General features: G+C 69.5%; 13 protein-coding genes. 4 read left to right on the top strand and 9 right to left on the bottom strand.

Annotation, left to right across the window (positions count from 1 at the left end; genetic code table 11):
• Positions 1-13 precede the first annotated feature (13 nt).
• The 6 genes from PGH47_RS10320 to PGH47_RS10345 form a co-directional block, all read right to left on the bottom strand.
• Complete coding sequence (locus PGH47_RS10320; protein WP_126897727.1) at positions 14-1270, bottom strand: cysteine desulfurase; 1257 nt, start codon at positions 1268-1270, stop codon at positions 14-16.
• Positions 1267-2031 carry a Fe-S cluster assembly ATPase SufC gene (gene sufC, locus PGH47_RS10325; protein WP_271663174.1) on the bottom strand — a complete coding sequence of 255 codons (765 nt, stop codon included), beginning with the start codon at positions 2029-2031 and terminating at the stop codon, positions 1267-1269. Before sufC ends, PGH47_RS10320 begins: the two co-directional genes overlap by 4 nt.
• 7 nt (positions 2032-2038) lie before the next feature.
• A complete protein-coding gene (locus tag PGH47_RS10330; RefSeq protein WP_271663175.1) occupies positions 2039-2368 on the bottom strand; it encodes a non-heme iron oxygenase ferredoxin subunit in 330 nt (109 codons plus the stop codon).
• A complete protein-coding gene (sufD, locus tag PGH47_RS10335; RefSeq protein WP_271663176.1) occupies positions 2368-3549 on the bottom strand; it encodes a Fe-S cluster assembly protein SufD in 1182 nt (393 codons plus the stop codon). The genes PGH47_RS10330 and sufD overlap by 1 nt, the downstream gene beginning before the upstream one ends.
• Positions 3550-3611: 62 nt before the next feature.
• Positions 3612-5036, bottom strand: a complete 1425-nt coding sequence (gene sufB / locus PGH47_RS10340; protein WP_271663177.1) for a Fe-S cluster assembly protein SufB — start codon at positions 5034-5036, stop codon at positions 3612-3614.
• Positions 5033-5785, bottom strand: a complete 753-nt coding sequence (locus tag PGH47_RS10345; RefSeq protein WP_271663178.1) for a helix-turn-helix transcriptional regulator — start codon at positions 5783-5785, stop codon at positions 5033-5035. The genes sufB and PGH47_RS10345 overlap by 4 nt, the downstream gene beginning before the upstream one ends.
• 161 nt (positions 5786-5946) lie before the next feature.
• Between PGH47_RS10345 and PGH47_RS10350 the strand changes: the two genes are divergently transcribed.
• The 4 genes from PGH47_RS10350 to PGH47_RS10365 all read left to right on the top strand — a co-directional run bounded on the left by PGH47_RS10350 (position 5947) and on the right by PGH47_RS10365 (position 9583).
• Complete coding sequence (locus tag PGH47_RS10350) at positions 5947-6744, top strand: aminoglycoside N(3)-acetyltransferase (protein ID WP_271663179.1); 798 nt, start codon at positions 5947-5949, stop codon at positions 6742-6744.
• A gap of 69 nt (positions 6745-6813) precedes the next feature.
• Positions 6814-7737, top strand: coding sequence for an ABC transporter ATP-binding protein (locus PGH47_RS10355; protein ID WP_107907189.1), 924 nt, complete (start codon positions 6814-6816; stop codon positions 7735-7737).
• 62 nt (positions 7738-7799) lie between these two features.
• Positions 7800-8516, top strand: coding sequence for an ABC transporter permease (locus PGH47_RS10360; RefSeq protein ID WP_271668020.1), 717 nt, complete (start codon positions 7800-7802; stop codon positions 8514-8516).
• Positions 8517-8590: 74 nt separating this feature from the next.
• Positions 8591-9583, top strand: coding sequence for a COX15/CtaA family protein (locus PGH47_RS10365; RefSeq protein ID WP_271668021.1), 993 nt, complete (start codon positions 8591-8593; stop codon positions 9581-9583).
• A 52-nt stretch (positions 9584-9635) separates the two neighbouring features.
• Here the strand turns inward: PGH47_RS10365 and PGH47_RS10370 are convergent, their stop codons facing one another.
• The 3 genes from PGH47_RS10370 to PGH47_RS10380 all read right to left on the bottom strand — a co-directional run bounded on the left by PGH47_RS10370 (position 9636) and on the right by PGH47_RS10380 (position 12186).
• Positions 9636-10742, bottom strand: a complete 1107-nt coding sequence (locus PGH47_RS10370; protein ID WP_126897732.1) for an amidohydrolase family protein — start codon at positions 10740-10742, stop codon at positions 9636-9638.
• Positions 10743-10838: 96 nt separating this feature from the next.
• Positions 10839-11159, bottom strand: a complete 321-nt coding sequence (locus PGH47_RS10375) for a hypothetical protein (protein ID WP_030949910.1) — start codon at positions 11157-11159, stop codon at positions 10839-10841.
• A gap of 58 nt (positions 11160-11217) precedes the next feature.
• Positions 11218-12186: a heme o synthase gene (locus PGH47_RS10380; protein WP_250567882.1), complete on the bottom strand. Its 969-nt coding sequence runs from the start codon at positions 12184-12186 to the stop codon at positions 11218-11220.
• Positions 12187-12202 lie beyond the last annotated feature (16 nt).

Raw genomic sequence — 12202 nt, forward strand, 5'->3', positions numbered from 1 at the left:
ATCGCTCGTCCCGTCAGCCGAAGAAGTTCCGGACGTGCTCCAGGCCGTCCACCAGTGCGTCGATCTCGGCCGGCGTGGAGTACAGATAGAACGACGCTCGCGTGGTCGCAGGAATTCCGTACCGCAGGCACACCGGACGGGCGCAGTGGTGGCCGACCCGGACGGCGATGCCCTGCTCGTCGAGGACCTGGCCCACGTCGTGCGGGTGGATGTCGCCGAGGGTGAAGGAGATCGCGGCGCCGCGGTCCTCGGCCGTGGTGGGGCCGATGATCCTGAGGTCGGGGACCTCCGTCAGCCGCTTCACCGCGTACTCGGTGAGGGCGTGCTCATGGGCGAGGATCTTGTCCATGCCGATCGAGTTGAGGTAGTCGATCGCCGCGCCCAGACCGATCGCCTGGGAGATCGGGGGCGTGCCCGCCTCGAACTTGTGCGGGGCCGGAGCGTATGTCGACGAGTGCATCGACACGGTCTCGATCATCTCGCCGCCGCCGAGGAACGGAGGCAGGTCCTCAAGGAGCTCCTGGCGGCCCCAGAGCACGCCGATGCCGGTCGGGCCGCACATCTTGTGGCCGGTGAAGGCCACGAAGTCGGCCTGGAGCGACTGCACGTCCAGCGGCATGTGCGGCGCGGCCTGCGAGGCGTCGATGCAGACCAGCGCACCGACCTCCTGCGCACGGCGCACTATCGCCTCGACCGGGTTGAGGGTGCCCAGGATGTTCGACACCAGCACGAAGGAGACGATCTTCGTCTTCTCCGTGATGATCTCGTCGATGTTGGACAGGTCGAGACGGCCGTCGTCGGTGAGGCCGAACCACTTCAGCTTCGCGCCCGTGCGCTGCGCGAGCAGCTGCCACGGCACGATGTTGGAGTGGTGCTCCATCTCCGTGATGACGATCTCGGTCTCGTGGTCCACCCGGTAGGGCTCGTCGGCCCAGCCGAGCATGTTGGCCACGAGGTTCAGCGACTCGGAGGCGTTCTTGGTGAAGATCACCTCGTTGCGCGAGGGCGCGTTGATGAACTCCGCGACCTTGTCGCGCGCGCCCTCGTACAGCGCCGTGGCCTCCTCGGCGAGGACGTGCACGCCACGGTGGACGTTGGCGTTGTGCTGCTCGTAGTACTCGGAGAGCACGTCGAGGACCTGGCGCGGCGTCTGGGAGGTCGCCGCGTTGTCCAGGTACACGAGCTTCTTGCCGTCGTGGACGACGCGGTCCAGGATCGGGAAGTCCTTGCGGAGCGCCTCGGTGTCGAGGAGGCCCGGCAGCTGTGTCACGCGGATGCGCCACCCTTCGTGTATGCCTCGTAGCCCTCGTTCTCCAGCTTGTCGGCGAGCTCGGCGCCGCCGGACTCGACGATGCGGCCCGCGGAGAAGACGTGCACGTGGTCGGGCTTGATGTAGCGCAGGATGCGCGTGTAGTGGGTGATCAGCAGCGTGCCGACCTCGCCGGTCTCACGGACCCGGTTCACGCCCTCGGAGACGACGCGCAGGGCGTCGACGTCCAGGCCGGAGTCGGTCTCGTCGAGGATCGCGACCTTCGGCTTGAGCAGCTCCAGCTGAAGGATCTCGTGGCGCTTCTTCTCACCGCCGGAGAAGCCCTCGTTGACGTTGCGCTCGGCGAAGGACGGGTCCATGTTGAGGCGCTCCATGGCCTCCTTGACCTCCTTCACCCAGGTGCGCAGCTTGGGGGCCTCGCCGCGGATGGCGGTGGCGGAGGTGCGCAGGAAGTTGGAGACCGAGACGCCGGGGACCTCGACCGGGTACTGCATCGCCAGGAACAGGCCGGCGCGGGCGCGCTCGTCGACGGACATCTCAAGGACGTCCTCGCCGTCGAGGGTGACGGAGCCGCCGGTGACGGTGTACTTCGGGTGACCCGCGAGCGAGTAGGCGAGGGTCGACTTGCCGGAGCCGTTGGGGCCCATGATGGCGTGCGTCTCGCCCTGCTTCACGGTGAGGTCGACGCCCTTGAGGATCTCCTTCGTGGCGTTGTCGGCCTCGACGGTGACGTGCAGGTCTCGGATTTCAAGCGTTGCCATGGGTGCCTCAGGACTCCTGGGTGAGGGAGGCGCGTACGTCAACAAGGACGCTGCCCCCTTCGATCTTTACGGGGTATACGGGGACGGGGCGCGTCGCGGGTAGGCCGGACGGCTTGCCGGTGCGGAGGTCGAACGCGGAGCCGTGCAGCCAGCACTCGATCTGGCAGTCCTCCACCTCGCCCTCGGAGAGCGAGACGTTCGCGTGCGAGCAGATGTCGTGGATCGCGAACACCTCCCCCTCGGTCTGCACGACCGAGACCGGCGTGCCGTCGAGTTCCACCCGCTTCGGGGTGTCCTCCTCCAGCTCGCTCAGCCCACAGGCGCGTACGAAAGCCATCAGACCGTGGCCTCCAGCTCCTCGTCGATCTTCACGAGGAGGCGCTCTTCGATGTCGTCGACGCCGATCTGCTGGACGAGCTCGGCGAAGAAGCCGCGCACCACCAGGCGACGGGCCTCGTCGGCCGGGATGCCCCGGGCCATCAGGTAGAAGAGCTGCTCGTCGTCGAAGCGGCCGGTCGCCGAGGCGTGACCGGCGCCGACGATCTCGCCGGTCTCGATCTCCAGGTTCGGCACGGAGTCGACGCGGGCGCCGTCGGTCAGAACCAGGTTCCGGTTCATCTCGTAGGTGTCCGTGCCCTCGGCCTTGGCCTCGATCAGGACGTCGCCGATCCACACCGCATGCGCGGCCTCGCCCTGCAGCGCGCCCTTGTAGGCCACGTTGGACTTGCAGTGCGGGGTGTTGTGGTCGACCAGGAGGCGGTGCTCCTGGTGCTGGCCGGCGTCCGTGAAGTAGAGACCGAAGAGCTCGGCCTCGCCGCCGGTGCCGGCGTAGGCGACGCGCGGGTGGAGGCGTACGAGGTCGCCGCCGAAGGTGACCACGAACGACTTGAAGGTGGCGTCCCGGCCGATCAGCGCGTTGTGCTGGCCGACATGGACGGCCTTCTCGTCCCAGTCCTGGACGGAGACGACGGTCAGCTTGGCTCCGTCGCCGAGCACGTAGTCGACGTTGGCGGCGAGCACGGCGTCACCGGTGTGGTCGATGACGACGACGGCCTCGGCGAAGGCTCCCAGCTCGACGAGCTGGTGGCCGTAGGCGACCCCGCCCTCGCCGTGCACGGCGATACGGATGGGCTCGGTGAGGACCGTCTCCTTGGGGACGGTGATCACTCCGGCCTTCTCGAAGGCCGAGTACGCCTGTGCGGCGACACGGTCCACGGGCGTGCCCGCCCTGCCGAGGCGCGCGTCGTCGCGGCCGACGGTCTCGACGGTGACGCCCTCGGGGGCCTCGACGGTGACCTGGAGGCCGTCGCCGGTCGCCACGGCGGTGCCGTCGTGCAGCCCGCGCAGGCGCTCCAGCGGGGTGAACCGCCACTCCTCCTCGCGGCCGTGCGGCACCGGGAAGTCCGCCACGTCGAAGGACGGGGGCGCGCTCATGCGCGTGGCGACGGTCGACTCGGCGGCAACGGCCACCGCGCCGGCGGTGGTGGACCCCACCGGGATGTTCTGAGCCTCAGCCATGGCTGTCGGTCTGCTCTCTTCCTACGTCAGATTTGGCTAGCTGCTTTACCGAGGACCCGGTCTTAACCGACCGCGCCTTCCATCTGCAGCTCGATCAGCCGGTTGAGCTCGAGGGCGTACTCCATGGGCAGTTCCTTGGCGATCGGCTCGACGAAGCCGCGCACGATCATCGCCATCGCCTCGAACTCGCTCAGACCGCGGCTCATCAGGTAGAAGAGCTGGTCCTCGGAGACCTTGGAGACGGTCGCCTCGTGGCCCATGGACACGTCGTCCTCGCGGACGTCCACGTAGGGGTACGTGTCGGAGCGGGAGATGGTGTCGACGAGCAGCGCGTCGCACAGCACGTTGGACTTCGAGCCGTGGGCGCCCTCACCGATCTCGACCAGACCGCGGTACGAGGTACGGCCGCCACCACGCGCCACGGACTTCGACACGATGTTGGAGGAGGTGTTCGGCGCCATGTGGACCATCTTGGAGCCGGCGTCCTGGTGCTGGCCCTCACCCGCGAAGGCGATGGACAGGGTCTCGCCCTTGGCGTGCTCGCCCATCAGGTAGACGGCCGGGTACTTCATGGTCACCTTGGAGCCGATGTTGCCGTCGACCCACTCCATGGTCGCGCCCTCGTAGGCGACGGCACGCTTGGTGACCAGGTTGTAGACGTTGTTCGACCAGTTCTGGATGGTCGTGTAGCGGCAGCGGGCGCCCTTCTTCACGATGATCTCGACGACCGCGGAGTGCAGGGAGTCCGACTTGTAGATCGGGGCCGTACAACCCTCGACGTAGTGGACGTAGGCGTCCTCGTCGACGATGATCAGCGTCCGCTCGAACTGGCCCATGTTCTCGGTGTTGATCCGGAAGTAGGCCTGGAGCGGGATCTCCACGTGCACACCCTTCGGCACGTAGATGAAGGAGCCACCCGACCACACGGCGGTGTTCAGCGAGGCGAACTTGTTGTCACCGACGGGGATGACGGTCCCGAAGTACTCCTTGAAGAGCTCCGGGTGCTCCTTCAGGGCGGTGTCGGTGTCCAGGAAGATGACGCCCTGCTCCTCCAGGTCCTCGCGGATCTGGTGGTAGACGACCTCGGACTCGTACTGGGCCGCGACACCGGCCACGAGGCGCTGCTTCTCCGCCTCGGGGATGCCGAGCTTGTCGTACGTGTTCTTGATGTCCTCGGGCAGGTCCTCCCAGGACTCCGCCTGCTTCTCCGTGGAGCGCACGAAGTACTTGATGTTGTCGAAGTCGATGCCGGAGAGGTCGGAGCCCCAGTTCGGCATGGGCTTCTTGTCGAACAGCCGCAGACCCTTGAGACGGAGCTTGGTCATCCACTCCGGCTCGTTCTTCTTCGCGGAGATGTCACGGACGACGTCCTCGCTCAGACCGCGCTTCGCAGAGGCGCCGGCTTCGTCGGAGTCGGCCCAGCCGTATTCGTACTTGCCCAGGCCCTCGAGCTCAGGGTGGGCAGTCTCCTCGATGGGGAGAGTCATGCGGGGTTCCTCCCGGCCGTGCTTGCGGATGCGTTATCGGTGTTCTGGGAAATCTTGGGGATGAACGTCGTGCAGACGCCGTCGCCGTGCGCGATCGTCGCCAGTCTCTGGACGTGCGTTCCGAGCAGCTCGGCGAAGATCTCCGTCTCCGCCTCGCACAGCTGCGGGAACTGCTCCGCGACGTGGGCGACCGGGCAGTGGTGCTGGCAGAGCTGCTCGCCTTTTTGAGGGAGGGGTGCGCTGCGCGCCGTAGCAGCGTACCCGTCGACGCTCAAGGCCTTGGCCAGGGCTTCGGTCCGCTCATCGGGGCTGACGGCCTCGATCGCCTTGCGGTAGGCGCTCGCCTGGGCGGCGATCCGGGCGCGGGCGAACGCGGCGACCGCGTCGCTCCCGCCCTCGCGCTCGGCGATCCACTTCAGGGCGTCAGCGGCGAGCTTGTCGTAGGACTGGTCGAAGGCGTCCCGGCCGCAGTCGGTGAGCGCGAAGACCTTGGCGGGACGGCCGCGCGTACGCGTGCCGTACACCCGCTGTTCCCGGGGCTCCACGACGTCATCGGCGACCAGCGCGTCCAGATGCCTGCGTACGGCGGCCTGGGTGAGACCCAGCCGCCCGGCCAGCTCGGCGACGGTCGACGGGCCGTGGTCCAGGATGGACCGCGCGACCCGGTTGCGTGTCGAACGCTCCCCGGTCGCGAGCTCCTCCTGAGGGGCCCCCATGGGGGTCTCCCGAGCCTCGCCGACCTTTTTCACAACGCCATTGTTGCGTAATTCCTCAAAGCCAGGCAAGCCGCGTCCGCTCCCGTCGACGGTGCGCTGCGTCACTTAGGCATACCTAATCTGACCTGCGGAAACGATCTTTGATCGATCAAACCAGTGGCGCCGAGAGGCCCCTTCCGGAACACTCCGGAAGCATGCCCACACCCCCTCCGACCGGCCCTCTTGTCACTCGGGACACCCTCGCCGCACAGTTGCGCGAGATCGGCGTCCGATCCGGTGAGACGCTCCTCGCGCACTCCTCGCTCAGCTCCCTCGGCTGGGTCTGCGGAGGCCCCGTCGCGGTGGTCCAGGCACTGCTCGACGCCCTCGGTCCCGAGGGCACGCTGGTGGTGCCCACCCAGACCGGCGACCTCTCGGATCCGGCGGTGTGGAGCAACCCGCCCGTTCCCGAGGAGTGGTGGGAGCCCATTCGGGTGACGATGCCCCCGTACGACCCGGCCGTGACGCCCACGCGCGGGGTCGGCGTCGTCCCGGAGACCGTGCGCACCTGGCCGGGCGCCCTGCGCAGCGCGCATCCGCAGACGTCCTTCGCGGCTCTCGGCCCGCGCGCCGCCGAGATAGTCGCGGGCCACGCCCTCGACTGCAGGCTCGGTGAGCGCAGCCCCCTGGCCCGGCTGGAGGCGCTGCACGCGCGCGTGCTGCTGCTCGGCGCCGGCTACGACACCTGTACGAGCTTCCACCTGGCCGAGTACCGGATCCCGTCACCGCTGGTGAAGGTGGGGCGGCCGGGGCCCACGGGCTGGGAGGTGGTCACCGAGGTGTCGATCACCTCGGACCGGTTCGACGAGCTCGGCCACGACTTCGAGCGGGACCGCCCCGTGGTGCGCGGGAAGGCGGGCGCGGCCGACGTACGGCTGTTCCCCGTGGCCGACGCGGTGGCGTACGCACAGCGGTGGCTGGGCATCCACCGGCCCCGCGCGGAGGAGATATGAGGACGGTCGTAAGAGGAGATGTGAACCCGGCCGTCCGGGGGACCCACGGCCTACCTAGACTCTGGAGCCATGCGAACTGAGCCCGTGCTCCAGGTCCAGGCCCTGGTGAAGCGCTACGGCGACAAAACCGCGGTGAACGGCCTCGACCTGGTGGCCCGGGCCGGTGTCACCGCCGTACTCGGACCCAATGGCGCGGGCAAGACCACGACCGTCGAGACCTGCGAGGGATACCGCAGGCCGGACTCGGGCACGGTACGAGTCCTGGGGCTCGACCCGGTGAGACAGTCCGCGGCGCTACGGCCCCGGATCGGCGTGATGCTCCAGTCCGGCGGCGTCTACTCGGGCGCGCGGGCCGACGAGATGCTCCGCCATGTCGCCAAGCTGCACGCGGCGCCCCTGGACGTGGACGCCCTCATCGAGCGGCTCGGTCTCGGCAGCTGCGGCCGGACCTCCTACCGCCGGCTGTCCGGCGGCCAGCAGCAGCGGCTCGCGCTCGCCATGGCCGTGGTCGGACGCCCGGAGCTGGTGTTCCTGGACGAGCCGACCGCCGGTCTCGACCCGCAGGCCCGCCGGGCCACCTGGGACCTGATCCGGGACCTGCGCGCGGACGGCGTCTCCGTGATCCTCACGACGCACTACATGGACGAGGCCGAGCAGCTCGCCGACGACGTCGCGATCATCGACGCCGGCCGTGTCATCGCCCACGGCTCCCCCGAGGACCTGTGCCGCGGCGGCGCCGAGAACACCCTCCGCTTCACCGGCCGCCCCGGCCTGGACGTGGGGTCCCTGCTCAAGGCGCTGCCTGCGGACTGCACGGCGGCGGAGCTGACGCCGGGCTCGTACCGGGTCGTCGGCAAGGTCGACCCACAACTGCTCGCGACGGTGACGTCGTGGTGTGCACAGCACGGGGTGATGCCGGACCGTATCTCGGTCGAGCGGCACACCCTGGAGGACGTCTTCTTGGAGCTCACCGGTAAGGAGCTGCGCGCGTGACCGCAGTCGGTACAGGTTCGGGTACGTACACCCCGAGGCCGGGCGCCGCCCCGCTCCCCCGCATGATCGGGGCGCAGGCGGCCCTGGAGACGAGGATGCTGCTGCGCAACGGCGAGCAGCTGCTGCTGACCGTGGTGATTCCCACCCTGCTGCTGGTCCTCTTCGGCACGGTGGACATCGTGGACACCGGCGCCGGCGAGGCCGTCGACTTCCTCGCCCCCGGCATCCTGGCGCTCGCCGTGATGTCCACGGCGTTCACGGGGCAGGCCATCGCCACGGGCTTCGAGCGGCGCTACGGCGTGCTGAAGCGGCTGGCCTCCTCACCGCTGCCGCGCTGGGGCCTGATGACGGCGAAGACGGTGTCGGTGCTGGTCACCGAGGTTCTCCAGATCGTCCTGCTGACGGTGATCGCCTTCGCGCTCGGCTGGTCGCCCAAGGGCAACCCGCTGGCCGTCCTGCTCCTGCTGGTCCTCGGCACCGCGGCCTTCTCCGGGCTCGGCCTGCTGATGGCCGGCACGCTCAAGGCCGAGGCCACCCTGGCCGCCGCCAACCTGGTGTTCCTGCTGCTGCTCGTCGGGGGCGGGGTGATCGTGCCGCTGGACAAGTTCCCGGCCGCCGCCCAGGACGTCCTCGGGCTGCTGCCCATCTCCGCGCTCTCCGACGGACTGCGGGACGTGCTCCAGCACGGGGCCGGGATGCCATGGGGCGACCTGGGGGTCCTGGCCGTCTGGGCGGTCGTGGGCCTGGCCGCGGCCGGCAGGTTCTTCCGCTGGGAGTAGGGCTCCACGAAGCCAGGGCGGACCCTCGTGAAAGCGTGCACAAGCGGCCGCCTACGATAGGGCGCGTGCCAAACGTGACCCGCGCCGACGCCGTAGCGGCCGTGCGCAACCCGCTCGCCTTCATCGCCGCACGCTGGACCCCCGCTCCGAGGACGGTCCAACGGGCGGCCCTCGCCGCGCTCGTGATGTCGGTGCTCATCGTGGTCACCGGCGGCGCGGTGCGCCTGACCGGGTCCGGGCTCGGCTGCCCGACCTGGCCCAAGTGCACCGACGACTCGCTCACCGCCACCAGCGAGATGGGCCTGCACGGCGCCATCGAGTTCGGCAACCGCATGCTGACGTACGTGCTGTGCGCCGCGGTCGGCTGGGCGATCATCGCCGCGCGCGCCACGAAGCCGTACCGGCGGGACCTGACCCGCCTGGGGTGGGCGCAGTTCTGGATCGTGATGAGCAACGCCGTGCTCGGCGGCATCGTCGTCCTGGTCGGCCTCAACCCGTACACGGTCGCGGCCCACTTCGTGGCGACGTCCGCGCTCATCGCCGTCGCCACGGTGATGTGGCAGCGCACCCGGGAGGGCGACAGCACCCCGCGTCCCCTGGTGGGCAAGGCCGTGCAGCAGCTGGTGTGGGTCCTGGTCGCGGCCTCGGTGCTGCTGATCCTGGTCGGCACCGTGGTCACCGGCGCGGGCCCGCACGCGGGCGACTCCAGCGAGGTCGAACGGATGCCGCTCGACTGGGAGAACGTCACCAAGCTGCACGCCGTGCTGGCGTGGGTCGTGGTCACCCTGACCTTCGCGCTCTGGTTCGTCCTCAAGGCGGTCGACGCCCCGAAGGGCCCCCTGAACCGCACCCGCGACCTCTTCCTGATCCTGCTCGCGCAGGGCGTCATCGGCTACGTCCAGTACTTCACGGACCTGCCCGAGCTGCTGGTCGGCCTGCACATGTTCGGCTCGGCCCTGGTCTGGATCGCCACGCTCCGTGTGCTGCTCGCCCTGCGGGAACGGCCGCTCGACGAGGCCGGGATCCCACAGCCGGTTGCCGAGGCCGCGGTCGGCACGCGCGCGTAGCCGTCCGGGCCGCTCCTTGCAGCCCGTACACGCGCGCAGCCGTCCGTACCGCTCAGTCCAGCCCGTACACCCGCCTGGCGTTGGCCGCCGCGACCATCCCCGCGACCCGCTGGGCGTCCGCGAGCGACCACGCGCCCTCGGCGACCCAGCCGCCGAGCACCCGGGCGAGGGCCTCGCGGAAGAGCCGGGCGCCCACCACGTGCAGTTCGGGCAGGCCCTGGGCGCCGCTGGAGAAGAGGATCTTGCCGAAGGGCGCGAGCTCCAGGATCTCGGCGAGGATCGTGGCCGCACGGGCGCCGGTGCGGATGAGGGCGGCGCCGGAGTCGGCGTAGACGTGCGGGAAGACGCCGGCCAGATGGGCGGCGTGCCGGTGGTACGGGTAGCCGTGCAGCAGCACGAGGTCGGTGCCGAGGCCGGCGGTGGCGCGGACGAAGTCCGTGAGCAGCACCGGGTCGGTGCGGTCGATGCGCAGGCCCGGCTCGCCCAGCCCCGCGTGCAGTTGGAGCGGCAGCCCCGAGGCGATGGCGATCCACAGCAGGTGCCGCAGCAGCACGGGGTCGCTCAGCTCGCCGCCGACCCTGCGGGCCGTGAGCCAGCGCCCGGCCGCGCCGCGCACCTCCCCGGGGCCCGGCGGTTCGGGGGCGAGCGCCAGGCCGTGCCGTACTCCCGCGACCGAGGTGAAGGCCACGGCGTTCACGGCCGCGCCGTGCACCGACTCGGCGAGGTTGGCGAGGAAGGACTCGACGGTGCCGGAGGTGTCGGCGACCTGTTCGGCGAGGAGCTCCAGGCGCACGATCTCGTGGGCCCGGGCGGAGCCGGCTGACGCCATCTCGGGCGGGCCGGTGAGATCGCCGGGCAGTCCGGTGTCGACCAGGTACGTGGTGATGCCGCTGCCCCGCAGCAGACGCCGGCCCGCCTCCAGTACGCCGAGTTCACGACGCCGGGCCAGATAGCGGGCGGGCGGGCAGTGCGGTTCCAGGCCCAGCAGAGGGGGGCACCAGCGTCGTACGGCGAAACCCGTCTGGGTGTCGAAGAGGGTGGTGCCGGGCGCGGGCGGGCCCTCGGTGCGGGCCAGCTGGGCCTCGAAGGTGCCGAGGCCCAGCTCCGTTCGCAGTACGCCGTGGCAGTACTGGTCCACGAGGGACGGCGTCTCGATCATCCGGGCTCCCCGTGGGTGGACGCTTCTTACACGTCCTAACGGGTGAACCGGCGAGTTGGTGTTGCGAAAGGGGAGGGCTGCTCAGGAAAACGTGACTCAGCCGCCGATCTGGATGCCCGCCATCCTCTTCCACTCGTAAGGACCGGTCGTCACCTTCGCCGCGAACTCGCCGTCGAAGGACTCGTGGCGGGTGATCCCGGACTTCTCCACCGCCTTCTCGGCGATCTCGTACGACGGCGCCACCAGGTCTCCCCAGCCGCCGTCCTCGCCCACGAGCACGATCCGGGCGCCCCGCTCGCCGATGTAGGCCACCTGCCCCTCGGCGCCGCCGTGGGACTTCGCGAAGGAGTTGATCTGCTTGGCCAGCTTGGCCACCCTGCGCTCGGCCTTCTGGTCAACCTGCTGCGTGTCTGCCATGGCCAGGATGCTACTCACGAGTAGATCAGCTGGCGAGGGCGGGGCACTGTGACGTGCGTCAGCGCAGGAAGGGATCGACCGCGACCGCGACGAACAGCAGCGAGACGTAGGTGATCGACCAGTGGAACAGCCGCATCTCCTTGAGCTTGCCGCCGGTCACCTCCGCCTTCGCGCGGTTCTGGAGGGCGTGCGCCTCCCACAGCCACCAGCCGCCCGCGCCCAGCGCGACCACGGTGTAGAACCAGCCCGTGTAGCCGAGCGGGGTCAGCAGCAGGGAGACCGCCACCATCACCCAGCTGTAGATGACGATCTGCTTGGCGACGACCTTGTTGGAGGCGATGACCGGGAGCATGGGCACGCCCACGCGCGCGTAGTCGTCCTTCACCTTCATGGACAGCGGCCAGTAGTGCGGCGGCGTCCAGAAGAAGATCACCATGAAGAGGATCAGCGGGGCCCAGGACAGCGAGTTCGTGACCGCGGACCAGCCGATCAGGACCGGCATGCAGCCCGCGATGCCGCCCCACACGATGTTCTGCGACGTACGCCGCTTGAGGATCATCGTGTAGACGACGACGTAGAAGAGGAGTGCGCCGAGGGACAGCCAGGCGCTCAGCCAGTTCACGGTCAGGCCGAACAGCAGGGTGGAGACGACCGCGAGGGTGATGCCGAAGGCCAGGCACTCGCGCGGGCTGACCATCCCGGTGACCAGCGGCCGCTGCGACGTGCGGTCCATGAGCGCGTCGATGTCACGGTCGATGTACATGTTCAGCGCGTTGGCGCCACCGGCGGAGAGGTAGCCGCCGATGCAGGTGAGCAGCACCAGACCGAGGTCGGGCACCCCCTGCTCGGCCAGGAACATCACCGGAACCGTGGTGATGAGCAGCAGCTCGATGATCCGCGGCTTGGTAAGCGCCACGAACCCCTTGACCCGGGCCCCGATCGGCCGCCGGCTCGGGCTCTGGCTCGTCCCGATAATCCCCGCTGGACGGGATTCAACGGCCGTCACGCACACCCCTGACAGAGACATCCCAGCAAGCCTCCCC

Source organism: Streptomyces sp. HUAS 31 (assembly GCF_028198125.1).
GTDB lineage: Bacteria > Actinomycetota > Actinomycetes > Streptomycetales > Streptomycetaceae > Streptomyces > Streptomyces chartreusis.

Excerpts from the sequence above, each read along its gene's own strand:
- sufC (WP_271663174.1), bottom strand. The coding sequence starts at position 2,031 with ATGGCAACGCTTGAAATCCGAGACCTGCACGTCACCGTCGAGGCCGAC.
- PGH47_RS10330 (WP_271663175.1), bottom strand. The coding sequence starts at position 2,368 with ATGGCTTTCGTACGCGCCTGTGGGCTGAGCGAGCTGGAGGAGGACACC.
- sufD (WP_271663176.1), bottom strand. The coding sequence starts at position 3,549 with ATGGCTGAGGCTCAGAACATCCCGGTGGGGTCCACCACCGCCGGCGCG.
- sufB (WP_271663177.1), bottom strand. The coding sequence starts at position 5,036 with ATGACTCTCCCCATCGAGGAGACTGCCCACCCTGAGCTCGAGGGCCTG.
- PGH47_RS10350 (WP_271663179.1), top strand. The coding sequence starts at position 5,947 with ATGCCCACACCCCCTCCGACCGGCCCTCTTGTCACTCGGGACACCCTC.
- PGH47_RS10355 (WP_107907189.1), top strand. The coding sequence starts at position 6,814 with ATGCGAACTGAGCCCGTGCTCCAGGTCCAGGCCCTGGTGAAGCGCTAC.
- PGH47_RS10360 (WP_271668020.1), top strand. The coding sequence starts at position 7,800 with ATGATCGGGGCGCAGGCGGCCCTGGAGACGAGGATGCTGCTGCGCAAC.
- PGH47_RS10370 (WP_126897732.1), bottom strand. The coding sequence starts at position 10,742 with ATGATCGAGACGCCGTCCCTCGTGGACCAGTACTGCCACGGCGTACTG.
- PGH47_RS10375 (WP_030949910.1), bottom strand. The coding sequence starts at position 11,159 with ATGGCAGACACGCAGCAGGTTGACCAGAAGGCCGAGCGCAGGGTGGCC.
- PGH47_RS10380 (WP_250567882.1), bottom strand. The coding sequence starts at position 12,186 with ATGTCTCTGTCAGGGGTGTGCGTGACGGCCGTTGAATCCCGTCCAGCG.